The sequence below is a fragment of the Bergeyella zoohelcum ATCC 43767 genome (genome assembly GCF_000301075.1).
In the GTDB taxonomy this organism is placed as follows: Bacteria; Bacteroidota; Bacteroidia; order Flavobacteriales; family Weeksellaceae; genus Bergeyella; species Bergeyella zoohelcum.
In genome coordinates, this window is record NZ_JH932293.1 from 953,201 (window position 1) to 973,998 (window position 20,798).

The following is a 20,798-nucleotide window of genomic DNA, read 5'->3' on the forward strand; positions in this document are numbered from 1 at the left end:
TAATGATCCATAAAATAAAACCATTAGGACTAGCCATGCTCTTATTCCACGGCATAGCGATGGGGCAAGAGGTCAAAACGCTAAGTCTTTCCGAAGCCATTACCCACGCTCTAGAGCATAAGTCTGAAGCAGAAAAAGCTCGGCTGAATATTAAAAAAGGGGATGCCGAAATTGCGGAAGTAAAAGCCAATGCCTTACCCAAAGTAACCGTAGTAAGTGCTACTACTTATAATCCTATTTTGCAAGAATTGGTGATTCCGAGTTTTGTGAATCCTACCCAAACGATGAAACTCACTATGGGGCAAAAGTGGACATCTACCAATGCTGTACAAGTGCAGCAAATGCTTTTTAATCAGTCGGTTTTCATAGGGCTAAAGGCAGCAAAAAGCACCAAAGAATTTTATATACTTAATGCCCAGCTCACCGAAGAGCAAATTATAGAAAAAGTAGCCAATGCCTATTATCAAGTTTATCAAACCGAGCAAATGCTGGAAAATTTGAAGGAAAACCTGAAAATCACCGAGCAGACGGCAAAAATCATCAAAGGGCTATACGATGCAGGATTGGCAAAGAAAATAGATTACGATAGAACGGTAGTAGCACTGAATAATATACAATCTACAAAACAACAGCTCATCAATGCAGTGAATCTCAGCGAAAACGCTTTGAAATTTATGATAGGCATGGCGATGGAACAAGAGATTACCCTTCCAGAACAGTCTTTTGAACCCATGCTATTGACTACAGAGGGAGCAAATTTCAGTGAGAGGACAGAACTAAAGGTACTCAGTAAACAGCTGGAACTACTTCGCTGGCAAAAGAAAGCCTCAGAGTCTGAGTATTATCCATCGGTAGCACTCACAGGAAACTATAGCTGGTTCGGACAAGGGAAAAATATGCCTTGGTGGAACGGTTCTAATAATGGCGTTTTCTGGTCTGATGTAGCTTCTGTGAGCCTGAATGTTAGCATTCCTATTTTTAATGGATTTGCTACAAAATCAAAAATAGAAAAAAATCAAATCGAGATAGAAAAGGCTCAGGCAGACCTTAGAGAGACAGAATTGGGGCTGGATTTAGCGTACAAAAATGCATTGTCTCAGTTGGAAAATTCTGCCATCACCATTTCTAATCAGGAAGCCAATGTAAAATTAGCTAATGAAGTAATGGAAAATACCCGAAATAACTATAAGTTCGGTTTGGCTACACTGAATGATATTTTAGATGCAGAAAGAGATCTTGCAGATGCTAGGAATAATCTTACCAAAGCCAAACTAGAATATAAACTCGCAGAAATAGAACTTTTAAAGTCACAAGGAAAGTTGGGAAGGTTGAAATAGTTGCTAAAAGGCTAAAATGGCTATAAAGTTATAAAGCTAAATGCTAATCGCCAAAAGCTAATAACTATAAGCGAATAGCCATCCGCCAAAAGCCTACCCCTACTGTTTAATAATCTTTTTAATTTAATTCATAATGAAAGTAAGGTCATAGAGTTAAAAGCTTACTGCTTATAGCTTACAGCCTACTGCTTAATAATCTTTTTAATTTAATTCACAATGAAAAAAATAATCATCACCGTTTTAGTATTGGCTCTTGTAATTGCGGGAGCAGTCATGGTTCTTAACAAGAATAAGGCAAAAAATGAAGCACAAGTAGCTGCCGTGGCAGAGAAAAATCCTAGTATATCCGTTCGTACCGCTGTGGTACAGCAAGAAATGATGAATGGAGATTTTTCTGTTAATGGTAACTTCTTACCCGCTACGGCAGGGGTAGTAGCTGCAGAAACTGGAGGGCAAGTGGTCGCTCTTTATGTGAAAGAAGGTAGCCGCGTAAATACGGGGCAAGTCATCGCGAAGCTGAAAGGAGATAAGCAAGATGTAGGTACTAATAATGCCAGAATCGCTTTAGAACAAGCTGTTTCGGCATTAAATAGATATGAAGAAGCGTATAAAACGGGAGGAGTTACCGCACTTCAACTAGACCAAGCGAGATTTCAAGTGAAACAAGCCAAAATGCAATTACAGTCGGCTCAGTTGAATTCTGGAGATACTACCGTGCGTTCTAAAATTAGTGGCGTGGTGAATAGAAAAAACATTGAAGTAGGAACGGTGGTAGGAGCTGGAACCACCATCGTAGAAGTGGTGAACATTGGTTCGCTAAAACTTCGTGTAGAGGTAGATGAAAACATGGTTACACAGCTTTCCGTAGGGCAAACGGTGAAGGTAAAACCATCGGTATTAGATGGGGAGATTAATGGTACCATTACCTTTATCGCACCGGCTGCAACGGGAGCAATGAAATTTCCTGTGGAAATTACTGTAAATAATGACCTCAATACCCTAAAAGCAGGAATGTACGCTACAGCTCATTTTGGAGGAAAATCATCTTCTGTACTCACAGTGCCCAGAGAGGCTTTCGTAGGCTCGGTCAGTGAGAATAAAATATTTGTGAATAGAAATGGCGTAGCTCAGCAGGTTACTGTACAGAGTGGTGTGAATTACGGGGATAAGGTAGAAATCATCTCAGGGCTGAAAGCGGGAGATATCGTCATCACATCGGGACAAATTAACCTAACGAATGGAGCGAAAGTAAGTGTATTGAAATAATACCCAAAAGGGAAGAGATATTATACCGAGAGGGGAATAAATTTTCGTCCTGATGAAAATTTTGCTACATCCCGACGAAAATTTTATTGCGTCCCGACGAAAATTTTACTGCGTCCCGATGAAAATTAAACTTCCCTTTGATGAAGGTTTTGTTTCGTATTTATCTTTTTGAAATTTAGCCTAAATCCACTTAACTTTTAATCACAAAGAAAAACAAATTGAGCTATTGAAATATAAAAAGTGGAACAAAGGCACAAGTGTTTAGCAAAGAAAGACAAGGAATGAAGCATTGGAGACCTTCGGTATATAGCCTCCTGCTTCCTGCCTATTGCTTACGGCTTATAGCATTTTTATTGCCCAAAAAGTCTAAACAAGTTCTAAAATTAAATTAAATAACATATAATGAAATTAGCAGAAATATCCATAAAAAGACCCAGTTTGGTGATTGTGATGCTTGCAGCACTCATCATTGGAGGGCTTTTCAGTTATAAGAGTCTCAGCTATGAGCTGATTCCTAAAATGGACATTAAGGTGCTTAGTATCAGTACTATTTATCCTGGTGCAGGACCTTCAGAGGTGGAAAGCACCGTGTCCAAAAAAATAGAAGATGCTGTATCATCATTAGAAAATGTGAAAAAAATACAGGCGAAATCTTATGAGGGACTTTCAGTAGTGATTATTACTTTGACCAATGAGGCAAATGTAGATAATTCCCTTAATGATGCCCAAAGGAAGATTAATGCCATTCGTTCAGATTTACCAGATGATGCCAAAGAACCGTCTATTTCTAAATTTTCCCTTTCGGATTTACCTGTTGCCACAATGGGGGTTACGGGTAATTTATCCGATAGTGAGTTGTATGATTTGGTAGACCAAAAAATCCAGCCCGCTTTTGCTCGTACTTCGGGGGTGGCTCAGGTGAATATAGTGGGTGGAAGAGAACGAGAAATCCGCGTGAGCATAGACCAAGATAAGGCGGAAGGTTATGGGCTCTCTATACCACAAATTCAGCAAATTATTCAGGCTTCCAATATGGAATTTCCTACAGGGAACCTTAAGACTCTGAATAATACTACTTTGCTAAGGCTATCTGGAAACATTTCTTCCGTAGAGCAGCTCAGAAACTTGACCATCGCTTCCCAAAACGGAATCAATATTTTACTTTCCGATGTAGCCGATGTACAAGACACCCAAAAAGAGGCTTCTAAAATAGCGAGAATCAATAGCCAAAATACGCTTTTACTTCAGGTGCAAAAACAATCGGAGGCGAATGCGGTAGAAGTTTCTTCATTGATTCAGGCTAAAATAAAGGAAATAGAAAAGCAATATGAAAAACAAGGTCTGAAAATTAGTTTGGCTGATGATACTTCTATATTTACATTAGAGGCAGCTAATTCAGTGATGAAAGACTTATTTATCGCCATTGGTTTGGTGGCATTTGTGATGCTGTTCTTCTTACATTCTTTTAGAAATGCCTTGATTGTGATGGTAGCCATTCCTTCTTCCTTGATAGCTACTTTCATCGGAATGATGATTTTTGGCTATACGCTGAATTTAATGTCGCTCTTGGCACTTTCCCTCGTGGTAGGTATCTTGGTAGATGATGCCATTGTGGTGATAGAGAATATTCACAGACATATGGAGATGGGCAAAAATAAATACCGTGCGGCGTATGATGGTGCATCGGAGATTGGTTTTACTGTAACGGCTATTACCATGGTGATAGTAGTGGTATTCCTCCCCATAGCGATGAGCTCAGGAATGGTAGCTAATATTATCCGTCAGTTTGCGGTGGTGGTAGTGATTTCTACTTTATTATCTTTATTGGTATCTTTTACGGTAGTGCCTTGGCTTTTCTCTAGATTTGGGAAATTAGAGCATATTAGTCCTAATAATTTCTTTGGTAAGATTATTTATGCATTTGAGAGACAATTGGACAAATTCACCCATTGGATGTCTAATTTACTGAAGTGGGCATTGAATAATAAACTCAAAACCTTTATTGTTACTTTCGTTCTTTTTGCTTCTTCTTTCGCTCTATTGTTCTTGGGCTACATCGGTGGAGATTTTTTCCCATCTACGGAACGAAGCAAGTTTTTGATTCAGTTTGAGCTGAATAAAGATGCGTCATTGGAACAGACCAATTTTGCTACTCAGAAAGCTGAAGCCTTTATTAATCAAAAACCAGAAGTAATTCAGACTATCTCTACCGTAGGACAATCCAGCTCGGGAATGGGAGCGTCTCAGGCTACTGCATACAAATCTGAAATTACCGTAGAAATGGTAAATAAAGATGAGCGAGCGGAAAAATCTACCAAAGTATATGCAGCAAAACTGAAAAGAGAGCTAGAAAAAGAACTGGCAGGGGTGAAAATAAAAATAGTACCAATGGGCATCATGGGGGCAGAACAAGCACCACTCCAGATGAATATCACAGGAAATACACTAGAAGATGTGATGAAATATGCCCGAGAAGCGGAAGCCCTCCTAAAGACTGTGCCAGGCTCCAGCGAGGTTGAGCTGAGTGTGGAAGATGGTAACCCAGAGATTGCCATTCAGGTAGATAGGGATAAAATGACGGCACTAGGACTGAATGTAGTTACTGTGGGGCAAACGCTCAGAACAGCTTTCAGTGGAAATACGGATTCTAAATTCCGTACAGGGAATAATGAATACGATATCAATGTGATTTTGGACGATATTTTCCGTACCGATATAGACAATGTAAGAAATATTACTTTCCTGAATCCGCAAGGAATGAAAGTGAAATTGGCTCAGTTTGCTGATGTTAATTATGCTTCTGGACCATCGCTTTTAGAAAGGTATGACCGTTCGCCATCGGTTACGGTAAATTCCCAAGTAGTAGGTAGAACGGGAGGTGATGTAGCGAACGAATGGACTGCTAAGCTAGAAAAAGTACAAAAACCTGCAGGCGTAGAATGGGCATGGGGTGGTAATATGGAGAACCAGAGTGAAGGCTTTGGTACTTTGGGAGTAGCAATGCTGGCCGCCTTGATGCTAGTGTATATGGTGATGGTGATTTTGTACAATGACTTTATTCGTCCATTCATCGTGATGTTTTCCATTCCTTTATCTTTCATTGGGGCATTGTGGGGCTTGGCACTTACCAATCAATCGCTGAATATTTTTACCATCTTGGGGATTATTATGTTGGTAGGATTGGTAGCTAAAAACGCAATTCTTTTGGTAGATTTTGCGAACCACCGATTAGACGAAGGCGAAACCATATTTAATGCATTGGTACAGGCGAACCACGCTCGTCTCCGTCCGATTTTGATGACCACCATAGCGATGGTTATCGGGATGTTGCCCATCGCATTGGCAGACGGCGAAGCCTCATCTATGAATAATGGTCTTGCCATTGTTATCATTGGTGGACTTATTTCATCTTTATTCCTTACCCTTATCATTGTACCTGTGGTGTATATGATTTTCGTAAGCCTAGAGGAGCGTTTCTTTGGGCATAAAACCATCGATGTAGAGGCAAAAATGAAAGAAGAATATGAACATAAAGAAGTGGAGATGAGGTAAGAGGCGGTATAAAATATTATAATAGTAAAGGGACGGATTATATCCGTCCCTTTTATTGATATATGAATTAGGAAGTTAAGTATAACTACCATGAAAAAGCAAAGCTAAAGAAACTATTGTTTTTCTCTTTTTTGAGCATCTAAAACGGCAATGGTAGCCAAATTCACTATTTCATCTACACTTGCACGCATCTGAAGTACATGGACAGGCTGTTTTAGTCCCATAACAATAGGACCAATGACTTCTGTATTTCCCATTCCTCTCAATATTTTATAAGAAATATTCGCACTTTCTAGATTAGGAAAAATAAAAGTATTGGCAGGTTTTTTTCCTAATTTACTGAACGGATAGTCTGCCAGATGGTCTTCATTCATGGCGAAATCCGGCTGTACCTCTCCATCTACTATCATCTTAGGATATTTTTCATGGAGTATTTTCACAGCTTTTGCCATCTTTTTAGATATTTCAGAGTTTCCAGAGAAATTTTCATAAGAAAGCATGGCTATTCTTGGCTGTACTCCGAAGGTCTTTACGGTAAGTTCTGACATTTTAGCGATGCTTACCAACTCTTCCGCAGAAGGATTCGGCTGAATAGAGGCATCAGCAAAGAAGTATTGTTTCTTATCGCTCAGCACCATTACCATAGAAGCTATTTTTTCTACGCCTTGTTCTTTTTCTATGATTTCCATTACCGGTTTTATCACCGTTCTATAGTTTTTAGAATATCCTATGAGCAGTGCATCTGTATCTCCATGTTTCAGCATCAGTGGCCCGAAATAATCTCTCTGTCTTACTAATCTTTTGGCAATATATTCATTAATCCCTTTACGCTGACGAAGTTTCCAGAGGGTTTCGCGGTATTCCACTCTTTTATCATTCATTTCATCACTATTAGGGTCTATGATAGGCACATCTATTTCTATTCCGTATTTCTGCATTTGGGCTTTCACGAATTCTTTTTCGCCTAATAAAATAGGATGAGCAATGCCTTCTTCATATAAAATCTGAGCCGCCTTCAGTACATTGTATTCCTCAGCATTTCCTAAAGTAATTCTCTTTGGATTTGCTTTAGCACGGTTTTGCATCATACGGATGAGCTTTTGGTCTCTACCCATTCTATCGAGGAGTTGAGTTTCATATTGCTCAAAATCAGTAATCGGTTTACCTGCAATGCCACTTTCCATTGCTGCTTTTGCTACTGCTATGGATACTTTGGTAATCAATCTATTATCAAAAGGCTTCGGAATAAAATACTCTCTTCCGAAAGAAAGATTTTTTAAGTTATAGGCAAGCATTACCATTTCTGGAACAGGCTCTTTGGCGAGTTCTGCAATGGCCTTTACCGCTGCCAGCTTCATCTCTTCATTAATTCCAGAAGCCTGAACATCTAAAGCACCACGGAAGATATAAGGAAAACCGAGTACATTGTTCACCTGATTAGGGAAATCACTGCGTCCAGTGGCCATGATGACATCTTTTCTGGTCTTCACCGCAAGATCATAATTAATTTCTGGGTCAGGATTTGCCAGGCCAAAGACCACAGGGTTTTCATTCATCTTAAGGAGCATTTCTGGTGAAAGAACATCTCCTTTAGACAAGCCCACGAAAACATCGGCACCTATCAGTGCTTCTTCCAGCGTTTGTGCAGAGGTAGTAGAGATAAACTCCACTTTTTCAGGCGTTAGATTCGTTCTTTTTTCATTGATAACCCCTTTACTATCGCACATGATAATATTTTCCCTTTTCAGCCCGAGAGCGATATAGAGCTTGGTACAAGCAATAGCTGCTGCCCCTGCACCATTGACCACCATTTTTACCTTACCGATGTCTTTTCCTGCAATTTCCAAAGCATTGAGCAACGCCGCAGCGGAAATAATGGCCGTACCGTGCTGGTCATCATGCATGAGTGGGATATCCAATTCTTCTTTCAATCTTTGTTCTATATAGAAAGCCTCTGGTGCTTTGATGTCCTCCAGATTAATTCCTCCAAAAGTAGGGGCGATGCCTTTTACTATTTCAATGAATTTATCAGGGTCTTTTTCATCTATTTCTATATCAAAAACATTAATATCTGCGAAGATTTTAAATAGAAGCCCCTTTCCTTCCATCACGGGTTTAGAGGCTTCTGCCCCAATGTCTCCTAGCCCTAATACGGCAGTTCCGTTAGAAATTACAGCTACTAAATTTCCTTTTCCTGTATATTCGTATGCAGTTTTAGGGTCTTTTTCTATTTCCAAACAAGGAATGGCTACCCCTGGAGAATAGGCCAAAGATAAATCTCTTGCCGAAGCGTGAGGTTTAGAAGGCACTACTACTATTTTCCCCTTAGGCTCTGCCTGATGGTATTGTAATGCGGCTTTATTGAAAGCCTTTTCATCTCTTTTATTGTTCATAATTTTGAGTGATAAATAAGAGGAGTAAATGATGCCCCTCTGGTAATTGTAATTTATTATTCTGATAAGTATAAGGATTTTTCCTTTTTTATCCTATTTGAGTTATTATTAAAAGCAGGCGAGATTTTTGGGAAAACCTAGTGTACTTTTGAGTAAAACCTAGTGTACTTTTGGACAAAACCTAGCATACTTTTGAATAAAACCTAGCGTGCTTTTTAGGGACAATGAAAAAACACCTCTATCTTCAAGGTTTATAAGCCGAGTTTTTTCCTATGATAGTCCACCAAACCATCTATCGGTTTCTGAATGATATTTCCTATTTTCATTCCCATTTCTTGAGCTACTTCCCGAAGCAAATCCGAATAAATCATCGCGATAGAACCTACACAATGAATCTCCAAAGTGCTACTCTCAGGATAAGCAGACGCCTGAAAATAGAGGAAATGCTTAAACTCTTCTTTAATAAGCTGCTGCACGAATGCGTGTGCTTTGTGCTTGACCAAAAAACCATTAAACGATGCCAAAAAAGCATTGGCTTTAGGCTGATGATATAATCTCTGTATGAGTTCCTCTATGGTTAATCCATATTCAGAAGCGAAAGCCTCATGTAAATCTTGAGGTAATTTTTTCATAAAGAAATTTTTTACCAAAGCTTTCCCTAGTGCAGAGCCACTGCCTTCATCTCCCATAATAAATGCCAATGACGGAATATCTAAACGAATCTTTTCTCCATCAAAAAAACAAATATTAGAGCCTGTACCTAAAATGGCTACCAATGCAGGGCTTCCATTATACACCGCATAGGCTGCTCCCAGCATATCTTCCTTTACGGTAATGTCTGCCATAGGAAATACGCCCTCTAATGCTTCTGCCAGTACTTTCTGATTCTTTTCTATACCACATCCAGAACCATAGAAATAAATGCTTTTTACCTCTGAAACGGGAAAAGTGTAGTCTTGATTCTGTAGTACTTCAATGATTTGATTTTTAGAAATATGGTTAGGATTTAACCCTGTGGTTTCCCATCTTGCCGTTTCTTTTCCTTCAGGCGTAATGAGCACCCAATCACATTTAGTAGAACCTCCATCTATAATGGCTATCATATGATCAATTATTAGAGAGCGAAAATACGCATTTCTTACGAGTAAGGAATAAGATTTTTCTTAGTTTTAATGCAAAAATTAAAAAACCATCCTTTTTGGGATAGTTTTTAGTTAAAATTACTTACTTTTCAGCGGATAAGTAGGCAGTGGCACGAAATCGTCTTCATCGTCAATGACTTTTGGGAAGGCTTCGTGGTTTTGTTCTTTCCAATTTTGTTTAGCTTTTTCTATTTTCTCTTTGTCGGAGCTCACGAAGTTCCAAAACATAAATCGTTCTTCAGGAAAAGGCTCTCCACCGAAAATATAAACTACCGAATTTTCACTCATCTCAAACTCGCATAACTTACTGTTTTTAGCCACTAACAATTGTTTAGAACCATAGTCGTTCCCCTCAATGTTCACTGTGCCTTCCAGTACATACATTGCCGCTTCTCCGTAGAGGTCTTCGCCGATGTGGAGTTTGGTTTTCTCCTTGGCTTTCAGTTCAATGAAAAACAACGGGCTATGCACAGGCACGGGCGATTTTTTCCCAAAAGCCTCTCCAGCAACCAGTTTTACCTGTACGCCATTTTCCTCCCAATGCGGAAGTTCCTCCGCTTCGATGTGATGAAAACTAGGGTCGCAATCTTCCAAATGTTTCGGTAGAGCCACCCAAATTTGGAGTCCGTGTAGTTTTTTCTCCGTATTTCTTAGGTAATCAGGCGTTCTCTCGGAATGCACCACGCCTTTTCCTGCCGTCATCCAATTGACCGCTCCAGGCTGAATTTCCATTTGCGAACCGATGCTATCTCTGTGAAAAATAGACCCCTCGAACAAATAAGTGAGCGTAGAAAGCCCAATATGCGGATGCGGTGCCACATCCAAATTCTGATAATCTTTCAGGTCGGCAGGTCCCATATGGTCGATGAACACGAAAGGTCCTACTGCTCGTTTTTCGCGAAAAGGAAGTAATCTTCCTACCAAAAAGTTGCCGATATCTGCTGCTTTTTCTTCTAATATAATTCCGATGTTTGACATATTTTTGATTTTAATCGTTCTATGCTGCAAAACTAGCGTATTTTTCATTCCCTGCCATTGACATAGGGTAATAACGATATAATCCAACTTTTTGTGATGAAAATAAAAAAGAAGCATTTTTATGGCTTTTTTATCTTTTGTATTCTATTCGGAGGCTTAATTACTTCTATTTTTGGATCAAATAGACAACATTTTTTTTAGAAGGGTCTTCTAATAGAATTCGTCTTGACTTTTTATTTTTTTGATGAATGCTTACTACTCAATAAGTCGAAATAGCTTTATAAGTTGAATTATAGAAACAAAAAAACACAATCAAAGAAAATCGTATCCCGCTTCAAAAAACCTTGTATTTTTGCACCAAAAAAGGATAATATGAAATACATACTTTTTGCCATTGCTTTATGGGGAGGGACTTGTCTTTACGCCCAAACCGATACTTCGGGGAGAACCCTTCACCGAGCGACTCCCGAAATGAAAACCAAACTCCAACATACCAAACTCAAAGTAGGCTTTAACTTTGAGAATCAAACCCTAAATGGGGAGGAATGGCTCACGGCTTCGCCTTATTTTTATGCCACCGATAGCCTGATTTTAGATGCCAAATCAATGCTCATCCACAAGGTAAAACTCAATGACCAACCGCTGAAATATGCCTATGAAAACGATTTTCTGAAAATAAAATTGGATAAAATCTATCAGAAAAACGAAAACTACACCGTGTACATTCGCTATACGGCACAGCCTGAAAAAGTCATTGAAAAAGAGGGGACAAGAAGTGATGCTAAAGGTTTGTATTTCATCAATCCGAAAGGAGAAATTCCTGATGTGCCTACCCAAATTTGGACGCAGGGCGAAACCGAATCTTCATCGTGCTGGTTTCCTACCATCGACAAGCCCAACCAAAAGACCACGCAGGAAATTTATATGACTGTTCCCGATAAATTCGTAACCCTGTCCAACGGGATTTTAAAATCTTCCGTAAAAGAGGCCAATCACCTACGCACAGACCATTGGGTGATGGATAAGCCTCACGCTCCGTACCTCTTCTTTATGGGTGTGGGAGATTTCGCCGTAGTGAAAGACACGCCGTGGCGAGGCACTATTCCTGTGGATTATTATGTGGAAAAAGAATACGAATCGGTGGCAAAAAAAATCTTTGGTCACACGGCGGAAATGATGGAGTTTTACTCTAAAAAATTCGGATATGATTTCCCTTGGCAGAAATACGCTCAAATGGTAGTTCGCGATTTTGTGGCGGGGGCAATGGAAAATACCACAGCGGTAAGTCACGCCGAGTCTGCTCATCAGCCGAGCGAAGTTTTGGCAGACGAAAACTATTGGGAAGCCGTCATCGCTCACGAAATGGGGCATCATTGGTTTGGCGATTTGGTAACCACCGAAAGCTGGGCAAACCTCACCATCAATGAATCTTTTGCCAATTATTCCGAGTATCTTTGGTACGAATACAAATACGGAAAAGATGCCGCCGACTATCACCTCAACAATAAAGTGGGACAATACCGCCACCGCTCAACGGATTTTCTGAAAAATTTGGTGCGTTTTGGGTACGATGACAAGGAAGATATGTTTGATTTGGTGTCGTACAACAAGGGCGGTGCGATTCTGCATATGCTTCGCGATTATTTGGGCGATGAGGCTTTTTTTCAAGGGATTACAGACTTCCTAAAAACTTATGAATTCGGCACAGGAGAAGCCCATCAGCTAAGACTTTCCTTTGAAAAAGTTAGTGGAAAAGACCTCAATTGGTTTTTCAATCAGTGGTTTTTCTCTCACGGGCATCCTTTCGTGGCTGTGGAAAAAAATTACGATACAAAAACGCAGAAAGTCCATTTGAAAATCATTCAAAATCAGGAAGAAGATGTGCTTTTTGAGTTTCCTTTGGAAGTGGATATTTATGAAAACGGAACCTACCACAGACACCAAGTTTGGGTAAAAGCTCAAAAGGAAAACGAATTTTATTTCTCGGCGAAGAAAAACCCTAATTTGGTGAATGTCAATCCGAGAGGTGTTCTTATTTGGGTGGAAGCATCGTACAAAACCCCTGCTGAATACGCCTTTCAGTACCAACACGCCAAAGATTTCAAAAGCAGATGGCAAGCAGTAGAATTTGCAGAAGAAAATCAGGATAATCTATTGCTAATGAAAGCGATAAAAGACCCTTTCTATCAAGTTCGAATTAAAGCCTTGAATGCTTTGGCAGGTCAGAAATTGAGCAAAAAAGAATTTGCCGAGATAGAAAAAATTGCCAAAACCGACCCTAAAAATTTGGTAAAATCGGCAGCAATGTGGACTTTGGCAGCGACCCAAAACCGAAAATATTTACCTGTTTTCGAAAATGCTTTGGGCGTACATTCGGCAGCCATACAAAATGCAGCACTTAACGGCATCGGCAAAATAGACCCTACACGAGCTAAAAACTTCCTATTGAAATCCGCTCCCGAAAATTTCACTTCCGACCAATTGGTTTGGGTATTTTCCGTAATCGTGGACAACAAAATGGAGAAATATTTACCAAAAGTGCTTCCGTACATCATTTATTATCCGTTCATAGAAAAGGACAACCCGAAACAAGCTGAAATTTTCCGCAAGGGCTACCTATGGGCAATGAGCTTAGACGATAAGGCTTTGGTAGAAATCATTGCCAAATCTTTCAGAGCGGCGGCTCCGTATTCCGACAAAGGTTCAGAAGCCAACAAAGCCACCATCAAAGTTATGGACGAGGGCATCGCCGCCAAACGAAAACTCCCCCCAACCGCCTCCGTACAACAACAAATACAGCTATTGGAAGAAGTAAAAGCCTTGTTTTAATCGGGAACTTCCTTTAGTAAAGTGCTTTTGAAACGGGTTTAAAGCAACTTTAAACCAAGTAAAATAATTCAATGGAGCGACATCAAATTTTAAGGTGTTGCTCCATTTTTTGATTTTTAGAAATTTGTGCTGAAAGGGGGTTATTCTTTATTTTCAATAATCAATTGTAGAATTTTTATCAAAGAATTATCTATACTTTTATTCTCAATGTATTTTTTAAATAGAGCAAAATTTTTAGGATTTAGCTTTTTTTCTGCTAATTTTAGTATATCACCTTTATAATCAGTATTTTTTTGGGTATTTTCATTAGAATAATTAAATAGTTTTGAGATAATAATACTCTGGTTACTTTCAAAAATAATTTCAATTATTACATTGTATTTTCCTTTTGTTAGGGTGTCTTGCCTATCAATGGATGCTATCTTTCCCTTTCCTAATGGAATAAAATGTACTTCATCAGAAATTTGTAAATTATCATTTTTTATATCATTTATATTTTTAATACTTGGAAAGTCTTGTATTGTTTGTTCTATATATCTATCTTCTGAAATCGCTAAAAGTCTTTCTGAAATTGTATTTAAATAGGATTCATCTTGTACATTTTTCCATTTTGAAGGAATAATTTGCTGTCCGTGCAAAGCACCAATTAAACCACCTGTAAAGGCAGCAATACTATCAGTATCAGTTCCAAGAGAATTAACCCCTTCTATAACAGCTTGTAATGGGTTATTATGATATTTTAAAGTAAGATAAATTCCTGCAAGAACAGTAGAAGTACCAGAGCCTTTTGTCTCAGGTGCATAACACCCTAACTTTGTCAGCGTATCAAATACGGTAGTATCTTGTTTAATTTGCTGATAAATAAGTCTCAAATAATTTTGAGTTTCAATTAGAGTTTCGGAATATATTTTTTCAAAAGGTTCCTCACTTGATTTATTCCATTCATTTAGCCATTCTTTTATTTCATATTTGTCTAGAAAAGTAAGAGCAAATTTTTCTGGGAAATTTTTTCCTATATGAGTCAAATAATTTTCCCAACTGAAATCTTTAGGATCTAATGTGATGATTTTATTAATAGCATATCCATAAAGCATAGCTCCTAAAATAGCTCTTGGATGTCCGTGTGTAACAATGCTATTACAAAATATTTCTTCTTTGATTTTATTAGTATCTCCCAAATTTGCCAATGCAATAGGTAACACCCTCATAGCGGCACCATTGGCTCCACTCTGTCTATAATCGTAGCTTTTACCATTAACCTTGAATTTGTAAAAGTTTGAAAACCATTTTACTGATTTTCTTTGAATTTTTTCAGCTGCTGTTTTTACTGTTCTTCCACCACCTCTTGCATATTCAAGCCAATTTGCAAGTTCTATTTTCGCAAAATAATCTTGATTTACATTTCCATTTTTTTCTATACTTCTTGCAACAGACAATAGTAATTGCGTGTCGTCGGAATATGATCCCTCTTTTATGTTATCTAAATATCCGTAAAATCGACCTCCAACATACTTTTTCCAAGTATAGAATTTTTCAATCCTTTCAACACCATATTTTTCCCTTAATGAAGTTGTATTTCTTTCAAATTCAGTTATCCAACCTAAGGCATCTCCTATAGCTGATAATTTAATACTTCCTTTATATTTTGATATCGCATTCATTATTTTCTAACACTTTTAAAAAGCGATTCATCAACAATAAAGTTTTCGGTATTAAACCCTGATAATGCCGCTTTTGTACTATTTAATTCATTTTCGTTTCTAAAACAAATTTGCAAAAAATCTGAAATGGGAATTTCATTTTTTACCAAAACTTCTGCTTGTTCATCTGTTGGATATTTTGTTAATAATCCATTTCTTGATACTACCCTTGAATTATAAGAAGTTACAACTTGAATTTGCTCATCAAACATTTTTTTAAATTTTTCAATATCACCTGTAATTCCTATTTGCTTTTTGTTATGACTATTTGCCGCATTTGTAACAGAAAATAAAGTATCCTGATGGTATATGTATTTAGGATTTATCTTTATTACACACCACCGAATATGAATCATATTTATTGTTTTTTGCTGAAACCTGTTGAATAAAAATGAATTAGGGTATTGAATGGAAAGATTGATATAATTCTTCTTATCATCAAATCGTATTTCATCTGTAAACTCTACATAATCAAATATATCTGTTTGCTCAATATCAAATTGTTCGAGCAATGCTCTTGATAATAATTTACCTTGTTCATAGATGCTTAGCAAATTAATTGTGGGTGTAAAGTGAATTAAATATTCAATCCCTCTTTGACTGATTTCATTCTGAAATTCTATAAAATTTGATTTAGATTTCATAGTTCTAAGATACAATGTAATGTCTATCTTTTATCAATTATTTCAACATAGTCTTTATTGATTTCTGAAAGATAACGAGTAGATTTGCTACAAGATAATAAATATAGTTTTTCCCTTGCTCTTGTCATAGATGTATAAAGTAATCTTCTTTCAGTTGAAATATGGAACTCATCATCTTCATCAACAAAACCTTGTGGGTGAGGGATAACATTTTCATCAAGGTTTATAATAAAAACATTGTCAAATTCCAATCCTTTTACAGATGAAAGTGTACATACTTTAATACTATCGTCATTAAAATTAATATTTTCTGATTTTGTTATTATTTGATAGTTATAGCCATTTTGATATAAAAAATTTACTATTTGATTTAGCCCGCCATTTCTTCTGTGTAGAATAGCTGTTGACCCCAAATCATCATCAATTGCTATTTGTTTAAGCTCTTTTAGAATAAAATCACATTGTTCATTCCAGTTACTAAAATAGCCGAGTATAGGTTTACTTTCCCCTTTTCGTGCAGCCTCAACAGTTGTAAACTCACTCTTATCATCTTCTTTTTCCAATAATGAGAGAGCTGCTTTTATAATTTGTACTGTGTTTCTATAGTTTTTCTTAAATTCAATTGTTCTACCTCCACGTACATTCAATCCAACTTCACTCCAGCTAAAACCACTTTTGTAAATTCGTTGTGCGGCATCTGCCAAAATGGAAATACTTTTAGTCTCGTCAGCAACCAATTTGGTTATAACAAGAATTTGAGCTTTATTCAAATCTTGTGCTTCATCTACAACAATATGAGAGAAAGGCTTTATAAAGCTTGTATTATTTTCAATAATATCTAGACTAATCAAAGCGTAATCATCAAAATCAACCAAATTGTTGTTTTTGAGATAAATATTATATTCACTGAATATTTCCCAAATGATTTCTTTATCTGCTTTTGTAATTCTATCGTTTGTTCCTCGACCTATTCGTTTTGCTTCTAAATATTCTTCTCTTGTTTTAAATATCTTTCCTTTCATCCAAGAGATTTCTTCAATAAAAAAGTCATCAGATTTGTTGGAAATATTGTAATCTGAATATTTTGATTTTAAGTCATTAATTACAAATTGCTGCGTACATTTATTAATCAATCTTCCTCTTAAAGAAATATCATTACTTTCTATAAAACGATAAGCCCAACTATGAAAGTTGGTAATAAAAATGTCTAACCCTTTTGGCTTTGTTGGGTTGATTTCATCAGAATCTTTTTGATAACCTCCCGAAACGAAAGGAGCCAATGATTTTAAGTATTTTACCAAAGTCTTATTGTAAGTAAAAATAGCAACTTTGGTTTCTAAAAATAAATCAGAATGTGTATCTATCAAATGTTTCGCTCGGTAAAGAGCTACAGTAGTTTTTCCACTACCTGCAACACCTTTTATCTGAATAGGTTCTGTTGTAGGAAGGAACAATACTTTTTTCTGTTCGCCTGTGAGTTTGATTGGTTTTATTGCCATACTTTTTCGTTGATTTTCGGCACAGGAAATCATTCAAAGATAAGCAAATAAAAAACATAGCTGTTTCGTTGTTGCTTATTTACCAAAAGGCTCCACCAAGAACCCAACACACAAATAAGGAACAAAAAGTCCACGCTATACGCGTGAACCTCCGTGAGCTTATTTTCGTTTGTTTTAAAAAAATGGCGGATTTTTTTGGTGAGAATAAAAGCCGGAAGCTGGTTATATCGTTATGTTAATTAAAAAACTATTTCTTTATCTTTATGCTATTTTTTTTGCAAATATATACATTTTTTTTAGCAATCTTGATTAACAAAATAATAATATTTACAATACTTCCCATTGATAGTAAAATTTCGCCTTTCTCCAAAGATTTTAAAGAGAAAAAATCTTCCAAATCCGAGAGGGCTACGGAGCAGTTCGCAACTAAGGCTTGTATATAATCAATAAATTTTCCCATTGTTATAGTCTGTGAAATTGAGGTTTCAGCAAAAGTAAAGTGTTTTTGTTACATACTGAAATATTTAATCTCTTGATTCCAAAACCATTCGAAACTTGATACCTTTGCAAAAAAAACAGCTAATCAAAAATGAATCTCCATACGATTTTTACGGAAAACTTTTCCTTGGGAAAGGAAATCGTAATCCCAAGAGGAGCGTTTTTAAAAACGCCCGATACGAAAAATACGCATATTTATCTTGTAAAAGAAGGGAGTTTGAAAATCGGATTTTTTACCGAAAATGAAGACAAAATACTGAGGTTCCGGTACGAGAATGATGTAATCACGGCATTGGATTCTTTTATGACAGAACAGAAATCCAAATTGTATATTCAGGCAATCAAAAAGTGTCGTTTGGCGGTGGTTTCTAAGTCGGATTTTATGGTATTTGCACAAAAATCTTCCGAAAACTTGTGGATTTATACCAAAATTTTAGAAAAACTGCTTGTTGACCAATTGGAACGCGAACAAGATTTGCTCTTATCCTCGCCCAGAGAACGCTACCAGCGAATTTTGAAACGCAACCCCCAACTTTTTCAGCAAATTCCGCACAGGCACATCGCCGTGTATTTGGGAATGACCGAAGAGACGCTTTCCAGACTCAAAAAAACATTGACGCCAATCAAGATTTAGCACCTCCATTTTGCTGACCTTTGCCCCAAAAAAGATGGACAGAAAACAATTGTTAGACACGCTTACCCAAATAACGCTTGAAAATAAAACCTTTGCAGAAGCACTGCTACTAAAATCCGAAACAGAACTCAACCATAGCCCCAGTGATGATACTTGGAGTATTTTGGAATGTATCGAACACCTGAATTTGTACGGAAATTTTTATCTGCCCGAAATAGCTTCGTGTATAGCAAAAGCTGATGAAAGCAACCGTAATCTGTTCAAAAGCGGATTTTTAGGCAATTATTTTGTGAAACTTATTCAGCCCAAACCTAGGCTCAACAAAATGAAAACCGCCACTAAAATGAATCCCAAAGGGTGTAGGCTTACAAAGAATTGTTTGCAAGTTTTTATCCGTCAGCAAAACCAACTCCTTGATTTACTACAAAAAGCCCACACTACGGATTTGACTCAACTAAAAACCAAAATTTCCATTTCCAGATTCCTGCGTCTTCGTTTGGGCGATACTTTGCAGTTTGTGGTTTACCACAATCAGCGACATATGAAGCAAGTACAAGATATTTTGGATGCAAATAAAAAAAACACACTTGAAATCCGAAGAAATTCAAAAGCTTAGCTCATTTCATACACCATTAAAAGCCCTAAAAGACTAATGCCTATCCATAGTAAAACGGAAAAAATCAGAGGTTTTACACCTACATTTCTTAAGGTTTCATAAGAGAGTGTACTGCCTATAAGAAATAGCGTAAGATGCAATGCTGCTTTTGCTGTGAGGGTAATGGTATTTGTAATCACTTCGGGAATAGGAAGGTAAGTATTTAACCTGAGTTCGGGATAAGAAAAATTAAAAAATATTTGCAAAAAAAGGTAATAGTTCGTATATTTAAAGTTTTGAAAATTAAATATATAAACCGAATTATTACCTATGGATTGATTTGAGACAGCAAGTTACGGATATTTTTGTAAAAGTAGATGATTTTTGTAAAGAACTACGAAGTAATCACCGAAACCGCTGAAAACAAATAAATAAATTGAGGTAACTTGATGTAGAAATCAGAAAATTAAAGAAAATCGGCACTGGTAACAATGGCAAAAAAGCTCGCAATCGTCCATGTACAGTGTCCGATGCGGAGATTCTTACCATTATGATAGGCTTCCATCTTGGACATCATAAAACTTTTAAGCATTACTATCAAAATTTTGTTTGCGAATACTGGAAAGATTTATTTCCTAAAACATTGTCTTACAGCAGATTTGTAGAGATAAAACATCGTTATTTTTTAGTTTTCTTTCTATTTTTAAAGCAAAAATGCTTGGGGAAATGTACTGGAATTAGCTTTATTGATAGTACCACATTAAAAGTCTGCAAGAATCAACGAATACATAATCATAAGGTTTTCAAATGAATAGCAGAAAGAGGAAAGTCTTCTATGGGATGGTTTTACGGTTTTAAATTGCAGAGACCTTTGAAAGGTAAATTTTCCTAAAAATGTTAATTATTTGAATATTAATTAATTATATTTTTTATTCACTTTATAAAACGCACCAAAACCCTATCCGCTATGTCCTTTACTGCTTACGATGTAGAAAGACGCACCCGAAAAGGCACTTTTTACGCACAAATTGATACCATTATCGATTGGAACCTCATTTCCGCTATCATTGACCAACATTATCAAAAAGGGCTTTCCGCTTCGGGTGAAAAACCTTACGATGGACTCCTGCTGTTCAAAATGCTACTCATCGGGATGTGGAACAACCTATCGGATGTCAAGGTAGAAGAGCATGTAAACGACAGTCTATCGGCAATGAAATTCTGCGGTATGCAATTGGAGGATAATGTTCCGAGCTACAGTGTTTTAAGCCGATTTCGCACCGAGCTTACCGAAAAGAAAGCCTTTGATTTGTCGCTTTCGGAAATCAACCATCAGTTGGAAAAACATAGGATTATCATCCATCAAGGCGTAAAGGTAGATGCCAGTATTACGCAGAATTCGTTTCATTCGAAAAAGCTGAAAACTTTTGAAATCGCCCAAGACCGAAAAGAAGACGAATTGCCCGAGGGAGAAGTTGAAAAACAAGACCATTTTTTCAAGGAAATGGCTGAAGATGGAGATACTTTCCTGCCTTTTAATGAAAAAAGGCTCAAAAGAGGGTGATTTTGGTTAAAATCGTCCCGAAAAAAGGACAAAAAATGATGAAAAAGAACACAATTTCGAATTTTCAGAAACACATTTTCTAAAAAAATATCCGAATACAAAAAAATCAGAGAGTGGACGGTTCTTGCAAAGGTTTCTTTATGAGTTAATATGCCTTAATTACTTTG

General features: G+C 37.1%; 16 protein-coding genes and 1 pseudogene. 8 read left to right on the top strand and 9 right to left on the bottom strand.

Going from position 1 to position 20,798, the window contains the following annotated elements:
- The first annotated feature begins 2 nt into the window (after positions 1–2).
- The 3 genes from HMPREF9699_RS04405 (at position 3) to HMPREF9699_RS04415 (ending at position 6,155) form a co-directional block, all read left to right on the top strand.
- On the top strand, positions 3–1,337 hold the full coding sequence (locus HMPREF9699_RS04405) for a TolC family protein (RefSeq protein ID WP_002662747.1): 1,335 nt from the start codon (positions 3–5) through the stop codon (positions 1,335–1,337).
- A 216-nt stretch (positions 1,338–1,553) separates the two neighbouring features.
- A complete protein-coding gene (locus HMPREF9699_RS04410) occupies positions 1,554–2,603 on the top strand; it encodes an efflux RND transporter periplasmic adaptor subunit (protein WP_002662749.1) in 1,050 nt (349 codons plus the stop codon).
- 402 nt (positions 2,604–3,005) lie between these two features.
- On the top strand, positions 3,006–6,155 hold the full coding sequence (locus HMPREF9699_RS04415) for an efflux RND transporter permease subunit (protein WP_002662751.1): 3,150 nt from the start codon (positions 3,006–3,008) through the stop codon (positions 6,153–6,155).
- Between the two features lie 113 nt (positions 6,156–6,268).
- Here the strand turns inward: HMPREF9699_RS04415 and HMPREF9699_RS04420 are convergent, their stop codons facing one another.
- The 3 genes from HMPREF9699_RS04420 to HMPREF9699_RS04430 all read right to left on the bottom strand — a co-directional run bounded on the left by HMPREF9699_RS04420 (position 6,269) and on the right by HMPREF9699_RS04430 (position 10,668).
- Positions 6,269–8,548: an NADP-dependent malic enzyme gene (locus HMPREF9699_RS04420; protein WP_002662753.1), complete on the bottom strand. Its 2,280-nt coding sequence runs from the start codon at positions 8,546–8,548 to the stop codon at positions 6,269–6,271.
- 251 nt (positions 8,549–8,799) lie between these two features.
- Positions 8,800–9,651: a hypothetical protein gene (locus tag HMPREF9699_RS04425; RefSeq protein WP_002662755.1), complete on the bottom strand. Its 852-nt coding sequence runs from the start codon at positions 9,649–9,651 to the stop codon at positions 8,800–8,802.
- 117 nt (positions 9,652–9,768) lie between these two features.
- Complete coding sequence (locus HMPREF9699_RS04430) at positions 9,769–10,668, bottom strand: pirin family protein (RefSeq protein WP_034985589.1); 900 nt, start codon at positions 10,666–10,668, stop codon at positions 9,769–9,771.
- A gap of 372 nt (positions 10,669–11,040) precedes the next feature.
- On the opposite strand from HMPREF9699_RS04430, the gene HMPREF9699_RS04435 reads away from it, so the two are divergent.
- Positions 11,041–13,497, top strand: coding sequence for a M1 family metallopeptidase (locus HMPREF9699_RS04435; protein ID WP_002662757.1), 2,457 nt, complete (start codon positions 11,041–11,043; stop codon positions 13,495–13,497).
- A 140-nt stretch (positions 13,498–13,637) separates the two neighbouring features.
- On the opposite strand, the gene HMPREF9699_RS04440 is transcribed toward HMPREF9699_RS04435, so the two are convergent.
- From HMPREF9699_RS04440 to HMPREF9699_RS04455, 4 genes are all read right to left on the bottom strand, one after another.
- A complete protein-coding gene (locus tag HMPREF9699_RS04440; RefSeq protein ID WP_002662758.1) occupies positions 13,638–15,158 on the bottom strand; it encodes an ADP-ribosylglycohydrolase family protein in 1,521 nt (506 codons plus the stop codon).
- On the bottom strand, positions 15,158–15,841 hold the full coding sequence (locus HMPREF9699_RS04445) for a DarT ssDNA thymidine ADP-ribosyltransferase family protein (protein WP_002662759.1): 684 nt from the start codon (positions 15,839–15,841) through the stop codon (positions 15,158–15,160). The genes HMPREF9699_RS04440 and HMPREF9699_RS04445 overlap by 1 nt, the downstream gene beginning before the upstream one ends.
- 23 nt (positions 15,842–15,864) lie before the next feature.
- Positions 15,865–17,340, bottom strand: a complete 1,476-nt coding sequence (locus tag HMPREF9699_RS04450; RefSeq protein ID WP_002662760.1) for a 3'-5' exonuclease — start codon at positions 17,338–17,340, stop codon at positions 15,865–15,867.
- A gap of 247 nt (positions 17,341–17,587) precedes the next feature.
- Positions 17,588–17,800 carry a hypothetical protein gene (locus HMPREF9699_RS04455; protein WP_034985592.1) on the bottom strand — a complete coding sequence of 71 codons (213 nt, stop codon included), beginning with the start codon at positions 17,798–17,800 and terminating at the stop codon, positions 17,588–17,590.
- 129 nt (positions 17,801–17,929) lie between these two features.
- Here HMPREF9699_RS04455 and HMPREF9699_RS04460 point away from each other — a divergent pair, with 129 nt between their 5' ends.
- A complete protein-coding gene (locus HMPREF9699_RS04460; RefSeq protein ID WP_002662761.1) occupies positions 17,930–18,472 on the top strand; it encodes a Crp/Fnr family transcriptional regulator in 543 nt (180 codons plus the stop codon).
- A 34-nt stretch (positions 18,473–18,506) separates the two neighbouring features.
- Positions 18,507–19,088, top strand: a complete 582-nt coding sequence (locus HMPREF9699_RS04465) for a DinB family protein (protein WP_002662762.1) — start codon at positions 18,507–18,509, stop codon at positions 19,086–19,088.
- On the opposite strand, the gene HMPREF9699_RS04470 is transcribed toward HMPREF9699_RS04465, so the two are convergent.
- Positions 19,085–19,333, bottom strand: coding sequence for a hypothetical protein (locus HMPREF9699_RS04470; protein WP_034985595.1), 249 nt, complete (start codon positions 19,331–19,333; stop codon positions 19,085–19,087). The genes HMPREF9699_RS04465 and HMPREF9699_RS04470 overlap by 4 nt on opposite strands.
- A gap of 200 nt (positions 19,334–19,533) precedes the next feature.
- Complete coding sequence (locus tag HMPREF9699_RS11420; protein WP_260182244.1) at positions 19,534–19,659, bottom strand: hypothetical protein; 126 nt, start codon at positions 19,657–19,659, stop codon at positions 19,534–19,536.
- On the opposite strand from HMPREF9699_RS11420, the pseudogene HMPREF9699_RS11560 reads away from it, so the two are divergent.
- Together HMPREF9699_RS11560 and HMPREF9699_RS04475 are read left to right on the top strand one after the other, a co-directional pair.
- Positions 19,618–19,959: pseudogene (locus tag HMPREF9699_RS11560) on the top strand (transposase). The gene HMPREF9699_RS11420 and the pseudogene HMPREF9699_RS11560 sit on opposite strands and share 42 nt — an antisense overlap.
- 75 nt (positions 19,960–20,034) lie before the next feature.
- A complete protein-coding gene (locus tag HMPREF9699_RS04475; protein WP_002662764.1) occupies positions 20,035–20,631 on the top strand; it encodes a transposase in 597 nt (198 codons plus the stop codon).
- Positions 20,632–20,798: the final 167 nt, after the last annotated feature.